Origin of the sequence: Nocardioides pelophilus (genome assembly GCF_014180685.1) — a bacterium.
Lineage (GTDB): Bacteria > Actinomycetota > Actinomycetes > Propionibacteriales > Nocardioidaceae > Nocardioides > Nocardioides pelophilus.
This window is the reverse complement of the sequence record NZ_JACEHF010000014.1, coordinates 1-15,854: the sequence shown is the minus strand read 5'-3', so window position 1 is coordinate 15,854 and position 15,854 is coordinate 1. Positions and strand designations below refer to the sequence as shown.

17 protein-coding genes are annotated in these 15,854 nt (G+C 70.7%); 7 read left to right on the top strand and 10 right to left on the bottom strand.

Annotated elements, in window-relative coordinates:
* Window positions 1-8: 8 nt before the first annotated feature.
* The 3 genes from H0488_RS04925 to H0488_RS04915 are packed head-to-tail and all read left to right on the top strand — an operon-like array spanning window position 9 to window position 2,633.
* Window positions 9-812: an SDR family oxidoreductase gene (locus H0488_RS04925; protein ID WP_183098174.1), complete on the top strand. Its 804-nt coding sequence runs from the start codon at window positions 9-11 to the stop codon at window positions 810-812.
* Entirely contained in the window at window positions 790-1,473 is a 684-nt protein-coding gene (locus tag H0488_RS04920) for a TetR/AcrR family transcriptional regulator (RefSeq protein WP_183098173.1), read from the top strand. The genes H0488_RS04925 and H0488_RS04920 overlap by 23 nt, the downstream gene beginning before the upstream one ends.
* Window positions 1,470-2,633, top strand: a complete 1,164-nt coding sequence (locus H0488_RS04915) for an acetyl-CoA C-acetyltransferase (protein ID WP_183098172.1) — start codon at window positions 1,470-1,472, stop codon at window positions 2,631-2,633. The genes H0488_RS04920 and H0488_RS04915 overlap by 4 nt, the downstream gene beginning before the upstream one ends.
* 47 nt (window positions 2,634-2,680) lie before the next feature.
* On the opposite strand, the gene H0488_RS04910 is transcribed toward H0488_RS04915, so the two are convergent.
* A complete protein-coding gene (locus H0488_RS04910) occupies window positions 2,681-3,397 on the bottom strand; it encodes a hypothetical protein (RefSeq protein ID WP_183098171.1) in 717 nt (238 codons plus the stop codon).
* 2 nt (window positions 3,398-3,399) lie between these two features.
* Window positions 3,400-4,086, bottom strand: a complete 687-nt coding sequence (locus tag H0488_RS04905) for a hypothetical protein (RefSeq protein WP_183098170.1) — start codon at window positions 4,084-4,086, stop codon at window positions 3,400-3,402.
* A gap of 122 nt (window positions 4,087-4,208) precedes the next feature.
* Between H0488_RS04905 and H0488_RS04900 the strand changes: the two genes are divergently transcribed.
* The gene (locus tag H0488_RS04900) at window positions 4,209-5,021 is read left to right on the top strand and encodes a hypothetical protein (RefSeq protein ID WP_183098169.1); all 813 of its coding nucleotides are present in this window, start codon (window positions 4,209-4,211) and stop codon (window positions 5,019-5,021) included.
* Between the two features lie 12 nt (window positions 5,022-5,033).
* Here the strand turns inward: H0488_RS04900 and H0488_RS04895 are convergent, their stop codons facing one another.
* Window positions 5,034-5,387: a hypothetical protein gene (locus tag H0488_RS04895; RefSeq protein ID WP_183098168.1), complete on the bottom strand. Its 354-nt coding sequence runs from the start codon at window positions 5,385-5,387 to the stop codon at window positions 5,034-5,036.
* Between the two features lie 66 nt (window positions 5,388-5,453).
* Here H0488_RS04895 and H0488_RS04890 point away from each other — a divergent pair, with 66 nt between their 5' ends.
* On the top strand, window positions 5,454-6,440 hold the full coding sequence (locus tag H0488_RS04890) for a GNAT family N-acetyltransferase (protein WP_183098167.1): 987 nt from the start codon (window positions 5,454-5,456) through the stop codon (window positions 6,438-6,440).
* A 4-nt stretch (window positions 6,441-6,444) separates the two neighbouring features.
* Here the strand turns inward: H0488_RS04890 and H0488_RS04885 are convergent, their stop codons facing one another.
* From H0488_RS04885 to H0488_RS04855, 7 genes are read right to left on the bottom strand one after another with little or no spacing between them, the layout of a single operon-like run.
* On the bottom strand, window positions 6,445-7,929 hold the full coding sequence (locus H0488_RS04885) for a right-handed parallel beta-helix repeat-containing protein (protein WP_183098166.1): 1,485 nt from the start codon (window positions 7,927-7,929) through the stop codon (window positions 6,445-6,447).
* A 4-nt stretch (window positions 7,930-7,933) separates the two neighbouring features.
* Entirely contained in the window at window positions 7,934-9,340 is a 1,407-nt protein-coding gene (locus H0488_RS04880; protein WP_183098165.1) for a right-handed parallel beta-helix repeat-containing protein, read from the bottom strand.
* On the bottom strand, window positions 9,337-10,632 hold the full coding sequence (locus H0488_RS04875; protein WP_183098164.1) for a right-handed parallel beta-helix repeat-containing protein: 1,296 nt from the start codon (window positions 10,630-10,632) through the stop codon (window positions 9,337-9,339). Before H0488_RS04875 ends, H0488_RS04880 begins: the two co-directional genes overlap by 4 nt.
* 53 nt (window positions 10,633-10,685) lie before the next feature.
* On the bottom strand, window positions 10,686-11,753 hold the full coding sequence (locus H0488_RS04870) for an NAD(P)H-dependent flavin oxidoreductase (RefSeq protein ID WP_183098163.1): 1,068 nt from the start codon (window positions 11,751-11,753) through the stop codon (window positions 10,686-10,688).
* The gene (locus H0488_RS24930) at window positions 11,750-12,544 is read right to left on the bottom strand and encodes a CoA-transferase subunit beta (protein ID WP_183098162.1); all 795 of its coding nucleotides are present in this window, start codon (window positions 12,542-12,544) and stop codon (window positions 11,750-11,752) included. Before H0488_RS24930 ends, H0488_RS04870 begins: the two co-directional genes overlap by 4 nt.
* Entirely contained in the window at window positions 12,541-13,431 is an 891-nt protein-coding gene (locus H0488_RS04860) for a CoA transferase subunit A (RefSeq protein ID WP_312856220.1), read from the bottom strand. Before H0488_RS04860 ends, H0488_RS24930 begins: the two co-directional genes overlap by 4 nt.
* Window positions 13,428-14,237: an enoyl-CoA hydratase family protein gene (locus H0488_RS04855; protein WP_183098161.1), complete on the bottom strand. Its 810-nt coding sequence runs from the start codon at window positions 14,235-14,237 to the stop codon at window positions 13,428-13,430. Before H0488_RS04855 ends, H0488_RS04860 begins: the two co-directional genes overlap by 4 nt.
* 40 nt (window positions 14,238-14,277) lie before the next feature.
* On the opposite strand from H0488_RS04855, the gene H0488_RS04850 reads away from it, so the two are divergent.
* The gene (locus tag H0488_RS04850; RefSeq protein ID WP_183098160.1) at window positions 14,278-15,063 is read left to right on the top strand and encodes an SDR family oxidoreductase; all 786 of its coding nucleotides are present in this window, start codon (window positions 14,278-14,280) and stop codon (window positions 15,061-15,063) included.
* Window positions 15,060-15,854, top strand: a 795-nt coding sequence (locus H0488_RS04845) for an SDR family oxidoreductase (protein ID WP_183098159.1), incomplete at its 3' end; no start/stop codon positions are given. The genes H0488_RS04850 and H0488_RS04845, both read left to right, overlap by 4 nt.

The following is a 15,854-nucleotide window of genomic DNA, read 5'->3' as shown; positions in this document are numbered from 1 at the left end:
GAGCCTGAATGACAACCACGCGCATCGAGCAGCCGACGCCGGACTACGTGCCGGGCCACGGCCTGCTGCGCGACCAGGTGGTCGTCGTGACCGCGGCCGCCGGCGCCGGGATCGGCGCGGCCGTCGTACGACGCGCGCTGGAGGAAGGCGCCAAGGCGGTGGTCTTCAGCGACACGCACGCGCGGCGGCTCGCCGAGGCCGAGGAGGCCCTCGCCGCGGAGTTCGGCGCCGACCGGGTGCGCCAGCTGGTCTGCGACGTCACCGACGAGGCCCAGGTGACGGCACTGCTCGACGCGGCCGACGAGCTCGGCGGGGTCGACGTGATGGTCAACAACGCCGGCCTCGGCGGCACCGCCAGCGTGCTGGAGATGACCGACGACCAGTGGTCGAAGGTCCTCGACATCACCCTGACCGGCACCTTCCGTTGCGTCCGCGCTGCGGGTCAGCGGATGGTCGCCGCGGGCAAGAAGGGCGTGATCGTCAACAACGCGTCGGTGATCGGCTGGCGCGCCCAGGAGGGCCAGGCCCACTACGCCGCCGCCAAGGCCGGCGTGATGGCGCTGACCCGCTGCTCCGCCATCGACCTGGCGCCGCACGGGATCCGGGTCAACGCGGTCTCCCCGAGCCTCGCGATGCATCCGTTCCTGGAGAAGGTGACCTCGCCCGAGCTGCTCGTGGAGCTCAAGCAGCGCGAGGCGTTCGGGCGCGCGGCCGAGCCGTGGGAGGTCGCCAACGTGATGGTGTTCCTCGCGAGCGGCTACTCGTCGTACCTGACCGGTGAGGTGATCAGTGTCAGCAGCCAGCACGCCTGAGACCTCGGCCACCAGCAGCCGCCGCGACCAGCTGCTCGCGATCGCGGCACAGCTGTTCGCCGAGAAGGGCTTCAAGAACACGACGGTCCGCGACATCGCCGACGCCGCCGGCATCCTGTCCGGCAGCCTCTACCACCACTTCGACTCCAAGGAGTCGATGGTCGACGAGATCCTGTCGACCTTCCAGGAGGGCCTCTTCGCGCAGTACGACGAGATCCTGGCCAGTGCCGACGACGCCCGCACCAAGCTCGAGCGGGCGGTGCGGGTCTCGTTCGAGGCGATCCACCAGCACCCGCACGAGGTGGCGATCTACCAGAACGAGGCCGACTACCTCGGCACGTTCGACCGGTTCGGCTACCTCGCCGACCGCAACACCCAGTCCCGCCAGGTGTGGGTCACCCTGATCGAGGAGGGCGTGCGCACCGGCGTACTCCGCTCCGACCTCGACGTGACCCTCACCTACCGCTTCATCCGCGACACCGTGTGGGTCGCCGTCCGCTGGTACCGGCCCCCCACGCCGGGCAGCGGTGGACACACCCACACCGACGTCGCCGACCAGTACGTCCGCATCCTCCTCGATGGGATCTCGGCCACCGGCGGTCGAGGAGGTCGCTCAGCGACCGTCACGAGACCCCGCAACCCGAAAGCGAGCCGCACATGAGCACCGCCTACATCGTCGACGCCGTCCGGACGCCGGTCGGCAAGCGCGGAGGCGCGCTCGCCGGCGTGCACTCCGCCGATCTCGCCGCCCACACCATCAACGCGCTGATGGACCGCACCGGCGTCGACCCGGGGGCGGTCGACGACGTGATCCTCGGCTGCTGCGACACCATCGGCTCACAGGCCGGTGACGTCGCCCGGACGGCGTGGCTCGTCGCCGGGCTCCCGGACCACGTGCCCGGCGTGACGATCGACCGCCAGTGCGGTTCGTCGCAGCAGGCGGTGCACTTCGCCGCCCAGGGCGTCATGTCCGGCACCCAGGACCTCGTGGTCGCCGGCGGCGTGCAGAACATGAGCGCGATCCCGATCTCCGCGGCGATGCTCGTCGGTCAGCAGTACGGCTTCTCCACCCCGTTCGCGGAGTCGCCCGGCTGGCTGAAGCGGTACGGCGACCAGGAGGTCAGCCAGTTCCGCTCCGCCGAGATGATCGCGGAGAAGTGGGACCTGTCGCGCGAGGACATGGAGCGCTTCGCCCTCGCGTCCCACGAGCGGGCGCGCACCGCGATCGCCGAGGGTCGGTTCGCGGGCGAGATCGTGCCCTTCGTCCTGGACGACGGCACCGAGCTCACGACCGACCAGTGCCCGCGCGAGACCTCGCTGGAGAAGATGGCCGGTCTCGAGCCCCTCGCCCCGGGCGGCCGGATCACCGCCGCCGTTGCCTCGCAGATCTGTGACGCGTCCTCCGCGGTGCTGATCGCCTCCGAGGCCGCGGTCGCGGCGCACGGACTGACCCCGCGGGCCCGGATCCACCACCTCTCGGTGCGCGGCGACGACCCGGTCTGGATGCTGACCGGGCCGATCAACGCGACCAAGCACGCGCTGGAGAGGTCCGGCATGAGCATCGACGACATCGACCTCTTCGAGTGCAACGAGGCGTTCGCGTCCGTCGTACTCGCGTGGATGAAGGAGACCGGCGCCCCGCACGAGAAGGTCAACGTCAACGGCGGCGGCATCGCCCTCGGTCACCCGATCGGCGCCACCGGCACCCGGTTGATGACGACCCTGCTCAACGAGCTCGAGCGCACGGGCGGCCGTTTCGGCCTGCAGACGATGTGCGAGGGCGGCGGCCAGGCCAACGTCACCATCATCGAGCGCCTCTGACCGGTGGTCGAGGAGGTCGCTCTGGCGACCGTCTCGAGACCACCCGTTCACCTGTCGGAGAGGGCGACGACCGAGATGTCGACGCCTGCGGAGGCGTGGCCGTCCTCGCCGTTGAGGGCCTCGCCCGAGGCGACGAGGGCGCACTCGACTCCGACCGCCTGGCGGCCGGTCGGATACACGTGGGACACGGCGGTCAGCGTCGCATCCTGGCCGGCACCTTCGGGCGCATAGCCGAACGGCGTCAGCTCGCCCTCGTCGTCGTACTTGAAGTAGGTCTCGGACGCCTCGATGGGAGCTCCGTTCACCTTCAAGCGGCAGGGACCTGTGACGTCGTCTGCGAAGAGCCCGGTTCCTGTTTGCACGTCGGCGATGATGAGCAGCCGTCCGGGCTTGGCGAGGTCCACGGTGAGGCGGCCGCAGTCGACGAAGGTCGCCGACTCGCCACAGCTGCCCGAGCCGGTGCGGCCGGAGCCCGCCTGGCTCGCCACCGGGACGATCTCGAGGCTGGACTCGCTGACCTGGCCGGTGCCGAGGGCGTCGGGAGCGATGTCGATCGACGACAGGTTGCGGACGTCCCGACCGGTGAGCGAGCCGTCGGCCACATCGGCAGTGGAGACCTGGCCGTCGACGATGTCGTCGCTGAAGACCGTGTCCGTCCCGTCCAGGGCGTAGGCGCTCCCAGCGGTCAGCACCAGGAACATCGTGAGGAAGGCTGCCCACTGGTCGCGGAAGTGGCGAGCGATGCGCAGCAGTGACTCGCTCATGATCACTGCCCCGAGAGCGTGACGGCCGAGATGCGCGCCAACGGGTAGGTGGTCGCGCCGGTCTGGTCGTAGCAGTCGATGGCGACTGCACGGGTGCCGGCGGGGAGCACGTTCGTCACGGCGGTCATCGTGAAGTGGTTGCGACCCTCCTCGACGTCCTCCTCGTCCCACTTGACGTACGTCCGGGATGCCTCGATCACCTGCGTGCCGTCGTGCAGCCGGCATCCGCCGTCGCCCCACTCGTTGGCGGACTCGACCATGGCGGTCACCTGCCCGATGACCAGGATCCGACCGGGCCGGTTGAGGGTCAGGACGACGGTCGAGCAGCGCAGCCAGTTGGTCGACTCGGGATTGCAGGCGCCCTCGTAGCCGTAGCGTCCGGTGCCACCCTGTGCGGCCAGCGGCACGGTGGACAGGGATGACTCCCTGATCCCGGCGCCGGTGACCGAGTCGGCGGCGAAGTCCTGGGCGATCAGCGAGCCGTTGAGGATGTCGATGCCGCGCAAGGCGCGGACGGTGTCATCGTCGGCGACGTCGGCGCTGCTGACCGTGCCGTCGACGATGTCGTCGCTGAAGACCGTGTTCGAACCGGCGAGCGCGTACGCCGTACCGCTGGTGAGCACGAGGAACAGGGCGAGCAGGCCGGCCCATTGCCGGGCGAACGATCTGCCGAGGTTGGTGAGCATCATTTCCTCCGGAGGGCTGACGGTGATGCCCTCAGCGTTCGCCGCGCAGCTCGCCGTGCCTAGTACAGCTATGCGACCTAGCCGGTCTAGATTCTGGACCTCATGGCCTCCTGGGATGATCGGGTGTGCCCTGGTCGACGACTACTGACATCGACGCGTTCACGTCGGCAGCGGGGGAGTTCCTGGCCTCGCGGCCGGTCGAGCACAACCCGCTGCTGACCGAGGCCGACCACCTCAGCCGGCGTCCGCAGCCCGACGCGGACCAGGCGTACGGGTGGTGGACCGACGACGCGGGTCTGGTCGCCGGAGCGTTCCTCCGGGCGCCCCGGCACGCACCGGTCCTGAGCCCGATGTCGGAGGAGGCGGTCGGCGAGCTGGTCGGCGTCCTGACCGTCGACGACGGCGTCGGCTGCGACGTGACGACGGTGGACGCGGTCCAGGCCGCCTGGGCGAGCGTCGGCACGTCGCTCGTTCCGCGCCACCGGCTCGTCGTCCACCGCCTCGACGCCTTCCGCCCGCCGGCCCCCGCGCCCGGTCGGCCCCGGGTGGCGGAAGAGCCGGACGAGCCGCTGCTCGACCAGTGGTTCGACGAGCTGATGGCGGCCAACCCCGGCGATCCGAGCGACCGGGCGTTCGTCGTCACCGACCCGCTCGCCGACGGTCGGATCAGCCTGTGGGAGGTCGACGGGGAGCCGGTGGCGATGGCCGGCCGGACCCGCGTCCGTGCGGGCATGACCCGGGTCGGCGCGGTCTACGCACCGTCCGGTGACGCCCGTCTCGAGGGTGCGGTGCTCGCCGCGGCCACCGCGGCGGCGGCCGACGTCGCCGACGACGTGCTCGTGCTGGCTGCGAGTGGCGACCGGGAGGGGGTCGCTCGGCTCGCCGCGCTCGGCTACCGGTCGGTGCGCGAGCGGATCATGCTCGCGCCCGCGCCCTGAGTGGCCGCTGCGTCAGCGAAGGATGACCCACCAGAGCCCGGCCGCGACCGGAATCAGGCTGGTGAGCAGCCACCAGGTGAGCAGCGGCTTCTTGTTGATCGCGCGGACAGCCCCGATCCCGACGGCGTAGAACGCGCCGCCGAGCAGGATCAGCCCGATCTGTGCGCCGCGCTTGTCGTCGCTCACGGCATCGGCAGCCAGGATCAGGCCGGCGGTGAGGTGGATCAGGGTGGTGACGATGAGCACCGAGGCCACCCGGCGCTGGACCCGGTGGAGCCGCTCGAGGTCCTTCGGGTCGGCGACCTTGCGCGGCGCGTTGGGGTCCATCAGGTGCCGGCGACGAGGCGTCGACTGCTGCTCACTCACCCTGGCAATGTACCGAGCGGATAATCCGGTGGCGCCGGGACCTCGGGGGCCGCGACCATGGACGTTATGGACATCACACGGTTCGGCCCCGACGACGCGGCCGCACTGCAGGAGTGGGTCGATCTGGCCAACGCCGTGCAGCACGTCGACTCGCCCTGGGAGCTCGACGCCACGCCACTCCGGGCCGAGGCCAGGTTCCGTTACGGCTGGGACGGCGAGCCGCCCACGCCGTACCTCGCCCGCGTCGACGGCGTCGTCGTCGGTTCCGGCAACATCTCGGTCAGCTCCTACGACAACCTCCACCTGGCGTGGCTCGGCCTGATGGTCCACCCCGACCACCGGCGCCGCGGTTACGGCAGCGCGATCCTCACCTTCCTCGAGGACGAGGCCCGGCGGATGGGCCGCACCAGCGCCGGCATCGGCGGCTGGGAGTGCGACGCGACCAGTGGCTTCGCGGCGCGGCACGGCTACGAGAAGAAGCACCAGGCCATCAACCGGCGGCAGTACGTCGCCGACATCGACCAGGCGGAGCTCGACAAGCGGTACGACGAGGCGCTCCCGTACGCCGCCGACTACGTGCTCGAGCGGCGGCGCCTCCCCACTCCGGACGCCGAGCTCGACGAGATCGCCGAGATGGCCTCCGCGATCAACGACGCGCCCACCGACGACCTCGAGATCGAGGACGAGGTGTTCAACGCCGAGCGGATGAAGGCCTACGAGGACGCCTGCGCGTTCCGCCGCGAGCGGGCCTACCGGGTGGTCGCGCGGCACCTGCCGTCCGGCCAGCTCGCCGGGCAGACGGTGGTGGTCGTGGAGTCGGAGCGGCCGAAGTACGGCGACCAGCACGACACCTCGGTCGTCGCCGCCCATCGCGGCCACCGGCTCGGCCTGCTCCTCAAGACCGACATGCTCCGGTGGCTCGCCGAGGAGGAGCCCCAGCTCGAGCAGATCGACACCTTCAACGCGGAGTCGAACGACCAGATGATCGGCGTCAACGAGGCCCTCGGCTACCGGGTCATGGGTCGCGAGCTGGCCTTCCAGAAGGCGTTGTAGACCTCTACTCGCGCTGGAAGAAGGGTCCCAGCGTGTTGTCGCGGAGGTCGTTCGACTCACCGAGGTGGTTCGACGTGGCGCCGACCCCGGAGAACATGACGCCGCGTGCCCCGTTGGAGGCGATCACGTTCGCGTCGTCCTCGGTGTCGCCCCCGACGTAGTTGTTCTTGCCGTGCCGCACGAAGACGCCGTGGCGACCGTTGCCGCAAGGCTGGCCGGATGCGGTGATGCCGATCCGGTTGCGGAGGACGCGGTTGCCGCTGGGCACCAGGTTGGGATCGGAGTCGTCCTCGGGGCCGAGGATGAGGACGCCGTCCTGGGTGTTGGCGCTGATCACGTTGTCGACGATCAGGTTGTCCTGGGTGTGGTTGACCAGGATGCCGCGCAGCAGGTTGCCGACCGCACCCTCTCCGGTGACGTCGACGCCGATCAGGTTCCCTTCGACGACGTTGCTGTGAGCCTCGCCGACGCCGGTCCAGGGGTAGCCCTCGCGCACCGAGCCGTCCAGGTTGATCCCTGCACGAGCGCCTCCGGAGATCACGTTCCCCTCGCCGGGTCCGAGCCCGCCGATCCTGGCGTGCGCCGTGTTGTAGATCAGGACACCCGACCGGCCGTTGGGGAGGGCGCGACACCCTGAGGCGTCGACGCCCACGTAGTTGCCGAGGATGCGGGCACCGTGCGCGTCGGGGGCGATGATCTCGACGCCGTACAGGTTGTTGCCCGAGATGACGTTCCTCTCGCCGGGAGTCGTGCCGCCGATCCGGACGTCAGGCGAGCTGTGCACGACGACGCCGTCGCGGTTGTTCGGGAGGGCACGGGAGCCGGTCGCGTCGGTGCCCACCAGGTTGCCGACGACAACGGCCCCGGCAGATCCGACGCCGCCGATCTCGATGCCGTACCGGCCGTTGCCCGACACGATGTTGCCGGCACCCGGTTGCGCGCCCCCGATCGTGGCGGCGCCGGACTCGTAGAGCTTGATCCCACTTCCGCGGTTGGGGACTGCCACCTCTCCGTCCGCGTCGGTGCCGAGCCGACAACCCTCCACCCGAAGTCGGTCGCTCGTCTGGACCAGGATCCCGTGTCCTCCGTTGCCGGACACCATGAGGCCGATCAGCTCGACCTCGTCACTGTGTCGAACGAGCACCCCGTTCTCCGTCCAGCCGGTGATCGCCAGGCCGCGGACGGTGAGAGGGCCGCCGCTGATCTCCAGTCCCTGGCCCTGACCGGCCGCCAGGCCACTCAGCTCGACCACCGGCCGCCGGTCCGAGCCGGGTTGGCTCCAGCCGTCGACGAGGCCGGGGAAGCGGATCGGCGGGAGGGGTGACTCCGGGCGGAGCGTGACCGGTCCGGAGCCGATCGCGAGCTCGACCACCGCCGGTGCGCCCGCCTCGTTGGCGGCGAGGATCGCCTCCCGGAGGGATCCCGGTCCGCTGTCGAACGGAGTCGTGACGGTGAAGACGGTTGCCGCGCTCAGGTCCACGGCGGACATGATGTCAGCCGCGTGGCTGGTGGAACGGCCCCTGGCCGTTGTCGTGCAGAGCCTCGTGCGGTCCCAGGTTGTTGCTTCGTGCGCCCGTTCCCGAGAACATCACCCCTCGTCCGCCGTTGTGGGCGATGGTGTTGGCCTCCTCGGCGTCGACACCGCCGACGAAGTTGCCGCGGGCATGCCGGACCAGGACGCCGTGGCGGCCGTTGCCACAGGGCCTGCCGGATGCCGTGACGCCGATCCGGTTGCGGAGGACGCGATTGCCGCTCGGCACCAGGAGCGGGTCGGAGTCGTCCTCGGGGCCGAGGACGAGGACGCCGTCCTCGCCGTTCGCGCTGATCACGTTGTCGATGATCGTGTTGTCCTGGGCGAAGTTGACCAGGACGCCACGCAGCTGGTTGCCCAGTGGGTGCTCGCCGGTCTTGTCGACGCCGATCAGGTTCCCCTGGACGACGTTGCCGGTGGCGTATCCCTTGCCCGTGTAGTCGTACCCCTCGAGGACGGTGACCGACCCGTCGAGGTTGACGCCGCCGCGGGCGCCTCCCGAGATGACGTTGCCCTCCCGTGGCGACGCGCCGCCGATGCGCACGTCCGGCGTGTTGTAGACGACGACCCCCGACCTTCCGTTGGGCACGGCCACGGTCCCGGTCAGGTCGGTGCCCACGTGGTTGCCGACGACGACAGCACCGCGGGCGAGTGGACCGCCGATCTCGATCCCGTAGAGGCGGTTGCCGGAGATCACGTTCGCGGCGCCGTCGCCGATCCCACCGAGCAGGGCGCCGTGTGCCTGCTCGACCTTGACGCCGCTGCGTCCGTTGGGAACGGCCACGCTCCCGGTCCGGTCGGTCCCCACGAAGCTGCCCTCGAGGCGCAGGTGGCGCGCACCCTCCTCGAGCCAGAGGCCGTGCCCGCGGTTGCCGGACGTGATGACCGCGGCGGGGCCCGCGCCGCCGACCAGGCAGCGATCGGCCCGGACAGCGTGGATGCCGGAACCGCCGTTGCCGGCCGCGGTCGCGCCGTCGAGCCGTACGCCGACGTAGAGGCCGACGAGGCTCACCTCGTCGGCGTCGTGCACGAAGATGCCCTCCTCCGTCCAGCTGGTCAGGGCGAGCCCGCGCACGGTGACGCCACTCGCGACGATCTCCAGGCCCGCGCAGCCGGGGGAAGCGCCGCCGTCGATCTCGACCAGCGGCCGCCCTTCGAATCCCGGCTGCGTCCAGCCGTCGACGACTCCGTTGAAGGCGATCGGCGGGAGGGGTGCGTCAGGACGGACGGTGACGGGGCCGACGCCGATGGCGAACCTGATGTGCGCCTCGTGGCCGAGTGCGTTGGCCCGTTCGATCGCATCGCGGAACGAACCGTGACCGCCGCCGGCGGCCGACGTCACCGTGATCACCTCCGGTCGCGTCGTCATGGTGCCGGCTGGTGGAACGAGCCGAGCTGGTTCCCTTCGATCGTGTTGTGAGAGCCCAGGACGTTGGTGCGCGCGCCCACGCCGTAGAACATCACGCCTCGCCATCCGTTGTTGCTGATGACGTTGGCGTCCGCTTCCGAATCACCGCCGATGCGGTTCCTGGCGCCGTACATGACGAGGACGCCGTTGCGGGCGTTGCCGACTGCCGCGCCGGATGGAGTGGCTCCGATGAGGTTGCCGAGGATCCGGTTGTCCGACGGCACCACGTTCGGGTCGGAGTCGTCGTCGGGCCCGAGCACGAGCACGCCCTCCTGTCCGTTCCCGCTGATCACGTTGCCGACGACGGAGTTCTCCTGGGCGTGGTTGATCAGGACTCCCCGCAGGCCGTTGCCGAGGGGACCCTCTCCCGACAGGTCGACGCCGATCAAGTTGCCCTCGACGGAGTTGTCGTGGCAGTGGCCCAGCCCGACGTACGGGTAGTCCTCGGGTTCGATGTACATGCCGTCGAGGGTGATGCCTGCCCGTCCGTTGCCGGAGATCACGTTGCCGTCGCCGACGACGGGACCTCCGATCGTGGCCCCGAAGCTGTTGAACACCAAGATCCCGGTCCGCTGGTTCGGCACGGCCGCGAAGCCGGAAGCGTCGCAGCCGACGAGGTTGCCGAGGACGACCGCGCCGGCGGCCTTCGGGCCGACGATCTCGAGTCCGTACTGGACGTTGCCGGACAAAACGTTGCGCTCGGACGTCGATGACCCGCCGACGCGGCACCGCTTCGCCTGGATGGCGCGTATCCCACTGCGCTGATTGGGCCTCGCCGAGGATCCGGTCGCGTCGGTCCCGATCAGGCACCCGACGATACGAGCGTCGTCGGCATCCTCCTCGACGAGCACGCCGTACCGGCCGTTCGACGACGCACGCACGCCCTCGACCGTGCAGTGCCGGCCGCGCACGCGAATGCCGTCCTCGGACCAGCCGGTCACGGTGAGGCCGCGGACGGTCAGCCCGTCCGACGCGATGTCGAGGCCCCCACCTCCGCCAGCGCGCGAGCCGTCGAGCTCGATCAACGGCGACCCATCGAATCCCGGCTGGCTCCAGCCGTCGATCACGCCGGCGAAGGCGACGGGAGGCAGCGGCGAGATGAGTCGGATGGTCGACGGTCCCGAGTCGATCGCGAACTCCACCCGCGACTCACCGCCCGCGCCGTTCGCCTGCTCGATCGCTTCGCGCAGCGAGCCCGACCCGCCGTCGGCGGCACTGGTGACGGTGAGCACCCGGGCTGACGCGTTCGGCACAGGGCCATCCTGGGGCATGCGCCACGCCGCCGGCGGAGGCGCCCCCGTGTCGGTCAGAGGACGTACGACGATGCGCGCCGCAGCTCGTCGGCGGCGCGGGTCACGATCCGGTCGATCAGCTCCTCGCACGAGGGCAGGTCGTCGATCACTCCGACCACCTGGCCGCTGGCGAGCACGCCGGCCGAGGTGTCGCCCTCGACCAGGCCGGCCTTGAGCATGGTGGGCGTGTTCGCGGCCAGGGCCATCTGACCGAGGGTGCGGCCCTGCTGCTTCTTCATCGCGCGACCGTCCTTGGCCAGCGCGCGCCAGGACATGCCGGAGTCGCGCTTGAACTCGAGGGTGCGGCGCAGGGTCGGCCCCATCCGCCGCACGGCGCTGGTCTCCTCGAGCTCCTCGACGAGAGCGGTGCGGAGCATCCGGTGCGGCATGCCGTCGACCTTGGCGGTCACGACCGTGTCGGTCAGCCCGCGCTCCAGGTAGAGCTGCTTGACCGCGTCGGGGACGGCCGAGTCGGAGGTCAGCAGGAAGCGGGTGCCCATGCCGACGCCCGCTGCGCCGTACGACAGCGCGGCGGCCAGGCCGCGGCCGTCGTAGAAGCCGCCGGCAGCGATGACGGGGATGTCGACCGCGTCCAGCACGGTCGGCAGGAGGAGGGTGGTGGGCACCGGTCCGGTGTGGCCGCCGCCCTCACCGCCCTGCACCATCACCGCGTCGGCGCCCCAGCCGGCGACCTTCACCGCGTGCTTCGCGGCGCCGATCGACGGCATCACGACGATGTCGTGCTCCTTGAGCTTCGCGATCAGCTCCGGCTTGGGGGCGAGGGCGAACGAGGCGACCTTGACGCCGTACTCGATCAGCAGCTGGCAGCGGGCCGGCGCGTCGGCGGCGTCGGCGCGGAGGTTGACGCCGAACGGCTGGTCGGTGCGGCCCTTGACCTCGACGATCGCCTTCTCGAGCTCCTCGTGGGTCATCGTGGCCGAGGCCAGGATGCCGAGGCCGCCCGCGTTCGCGGTCGCCGAGACCAGCCGCGGCCCGGAGACCCAGCCCATGCCGGTCTGCACGACCGGGTGCCGCACGCCGACCAGGTCGGTGAACGGGGTCCGGATCTGCTGCTCGATCACTTGCTCGCTCCTGCGTCGACGGGCGGGACCTCGCGGTCGCGCAGGCTCTTCGGGTCGAGCACGTTGCGGATGATCATCAGCTCGGACTCGGTGGGCTCACGGGTGACCGGCACGTCGGCGGGGATCTCCAGGGCGAAGCCGGTGTTCTCGACGACCTCCTCGACGCGCACGCCCGGGTGGACGCTGAGCAGCCGGACCGTGTCGCCGGCGCCCTTGACGTCGAAGACGCCGAGGTTGGAGACGACCCGGTGGATGTCGTTGTACTTCGACGCACCCGGCCCGGCGGCCTTCGCTCGGGCGGGGCCGACGCCGGAGACGATGTCGACCTCCTCCACGAAGACCCGGGTGCTGTGCTTCGGCACCCAGTACGACGTGCGGTTGTTGACCGTGTTGCCCGGTGCGCCGCGGGAGCCCAGGAGCTGGCGCTTCGGCTGCGCGAAGTCGCCGATCGCGGAGATGTTCTGGTTGCCGTGCCTGTCGACCTGGGTGGCGCCCATCATCACGTGCCGCTTGCCGTAGGCGACGACGTCGAAGACGCGTCGGAAGGGGATCCAGCCCTCGACGACGTCGGCCTTCGCGAACAGCGGGGGGACACCTCCCAGGAAGAGCGACTCGCCGTCGGAGATGACGAGGTCCGGGTTGGAGGTGAGCTTGGCGAGCCGGACGCCCAGCATCGGCAGCATGCCCATCGGGCTGGCGAAGATCTCGCCGTCGTCCTTGAACGCGTCGGCGATGGCGGCGGCGCAGACCTCTGCGCGGCTCGCGGTGGTCGAGCTCGTCGAATCCGTCACTTGCTCTGCTCCTCTGCGAACGCAGCGACCGCTGCCTGGTAGGCGTCCTCGTCACCGGACAGGAAGCGCTCCTCGAACGCGGCCCAGTCCTCCTCGGGCCCGCCCGCGGCGGCGGCGTACGCCTTCTGGAACTTCTCGTCGCGCTCGTAGTCCGGCGTGCAGACGGTGAAGTGGGCGCCGTTCGGCGTCTCGACGACGCCGTCGACCATCATCCGGCTGATCAGCAGCCGCTGGACCGGGGTGTCGACGGTCAGGCCGGCGGTGTCGATGATCTGCTCGCAGCTGACGAACGCCTTGTCGGCCGCCTGCACGAACAGGTCGTCGAAGTACGGGTCCGGTCCGAGGTAGGTGGCGTTGCCGTGCACGTCGGCCCGGTTCATGTGCACGAGAGCCACGTCGAGCCTCAGCGCTGGTACGGCGGTCAGCTCCTCGAAGTCGCCGTTCTCGTCGGCATAGGGACTCGCGACGGTCTTGATCCACGGGTTGTTGACCAGGACGTCGGAGCCGAGGCCCGCGCGCATCGGCAGGAACGGCAGCCGCTGGGCGGCGGCGTACAGGCCCGTCTGGAACATGCCCTCGTCCAGCTCGACGATCTCCGGGATCGCCTTGCTCTGCCGGGCACGCTGGAAGTTGGGCTCCAGCGGGATCGAGTCGAGGGAGACGAACGCGTAGACGAGCTTGCGGATCTTGCCGGCCCGGGCCAGGAGGCCGACGTCGGCACCGCCCCAGGAGACGATGGTCAGGTCCTTCAGGTCCGAGCGCAGGATGGCGCGGACCAGGGCCATCGGCTTGCGCCGCGGACCCCAGCCGCCGATCCCGATCGTCATCCCGTCGGAGAGCTGGGCGACGACCTCGTCGATCGTCATCTGCTTGTCGCGCGGCTTCACTGGTTCTCCTCGGTGGTTGAGGTGCGAGCGCCAGCGAGCCTCGAAACCCCTGCCTTGTCGGTGCCTGCGAAGTCGTCGCGGAGCTCGTCGGAGACCCCGGCGAGGTTCAGCTCGAAGGTGAACCCCTGCTCGAACCGGTAGCTCTTGTTCACGTCGACCGGCTCGATGCCGTTGAGGGCCTCCTTGGCCGCGCGGATGACCCGCGTGTCCTTGGCCGCGATGTCGGCCGCCACCTCCAGAGCGACGTCGAGCAGCTGCTCACGCGGCGCGAGTCGGTAGACCGAGCCGAACCGGTGCAGCTCGGTGGCCGGGATCGTCGCGGCGGTGAAGTAGAGCGCCCGCATCATCTGCTGGGGGACCAGCCGGGCCATGTGGGTGGCCGCGCCGAGCGCGCCCTGCTTGACCTCGGGCACCCCGAAGTAGGCGTCGTCGCTGGCCACCACGATGTCGGCGTTGCCGACCAGGCCGACGCCGCCTCCCACGCAGAAGCCGTTGACCGCGGCGATCACCGGGACCGCGCACTCGTAGACGGCCTTGAACGCCGCGTAGCAGCCCTTGTTGGCCCCGATGAGCGCATCGAAGCCCTCGGTGTGCTGCATCTCCTTGATGTCGACGCCGGCGTTGAAGCCCTTGCCCTCCGCCCGGAGGACCACGACCTTCGTGTCGAGGTCGGCGCTGGCCTCGTCGAGGGCGGCCGCCACGTCGAACCAGCCCTGGACGGTGAGCGCGTTGACCGGGGGAGCGTTCATGGTGACGACGCGGATCCCGCTGTGGGCGCCGTCGCGCAGCTCGCTGGTGACTGTCATGGGCACACCCTACCAAGCAAATGCTTGGTAGGGTGTCGGCATGGCACTCTCGATCGACCTGGCCGGCCGGGTCGCCCTCGTCACCGGTGGCGCCCGCGGCATCGGGCGCGGCATCACCGAGGTCCTCCTCGACGCCGGTGCGACCGTGGTGACCTGTGGCCGGTCCGAGGCCGAGCCCCCTGCGGGCGCGACGCACCGGCAGTGCGACGTCCGCGAGGCCGAGTCCGTCGATGCGTTGGTGGCCGGGATCGTCGCCGACCACGGCCGCCTGGACATCGTCGTCAACAACGCCGGCGGCGCTCCCTACGCGTCGGCGGCCGACGCCTCGCCGCGCTTCCACGACAAGATCGTGGGCCTCAACCTGATGGCCCCGCTGCTCGTCAGCCAGGCCGCCAACCGGGTGATGCAGCATCAGGAGACCGGCGGCACGATCGTCAACATCTCCTCGGTGTCGGCCGACCGACCCTCGCCCGGCACTGCGGCGTACGGCGCCGCGAAGGCCGGTCTCGACGCGCTGACCGGATCGCTCGCGCAGGAGTGGGGACCGCGGGTGCGCGTCAACGCGGTCGACGTGGGGCTGGTGCGCACGGCCGACACCGCCGACCACTACGGCGGCGACGCCACCGTCGCCGCGATCGAGCGGACCATCCCGCTCGGGCGGATGGCCGACCTCGCCGAGATCGGCCGGGTCGTGGCGTTCCTGGCGAGCGACCTCGCGTCGTACGTCTCCGGCGCGAGCGTCGCCTGCCACGGCGGCGGGGAGCAGCCGGTCTTCCTGTACATCGCCCAGAGCGGGCAGAGCAACCGAGAAGGAGAACGACTGTGAGTCGTCTGTTGGAGGGGCGCATCGCCATCGTGACCGGCGCGGGCCGGGGGATCGGCCGCGCGCACGCGCTCGAGCTGGCCCGGCACGGCGCCAAGGTGGTCGTCAACGACTACGGCGTCTCGATCGCCGGGGAGGACACGGGCGAGTCGCCGGCGCAGCAGGTCGTCGCCGAGATCGAGGCGATGGGTGGCGAGGCGGTCGTCAACGGCGCCGACGTCGCGGACTTCGAGGCGGCGGCAGCCATGGTGCAGCAGGCGATCGACACCTTCGGCGGGCTCGACATCCTGGTCAACAACGCCGGGTTCGTGCGCGACCGGATGCTCGTCAACACCTCCGAGGAGGAGTGGGACGCGGTGATCCGGGTGCACCTCAAGGGCCACTTCGCGCCGCTGCGTCACGCCGGCGCCTACTGGCGGGCCGAGGCGAAGGAGGGCCGCCAGCGGGTCGCTCGGGTGGTGAACACCTCGTCCGGGGCCGGCTTGCAGGGCTCGATCGGGCAGGCGACGTACTCCGCCGCCAAGGCGGGCATCGCCGGACTCACCCTGGTCGCGGCGGCCGAGATGGGCCGCTACGGCGTGACCGTCAACGCCATCGCGCCGGTCGCGAAGACCCGGATGACCGAGGGCGCGTTCGACACGTCGGCGATGGCCCTGCCCGAGGACAACTCGCCGATCGTGGCGTGGCTCGCGTCCGAGGAGGCCGGCGACGTGACCGGACGGGTCATCGAGATCGACGGCAGCAAGGTGACGGTCGAGACCGGCTGGGCGCACGGTCCGGCCCAGGATCTCGGA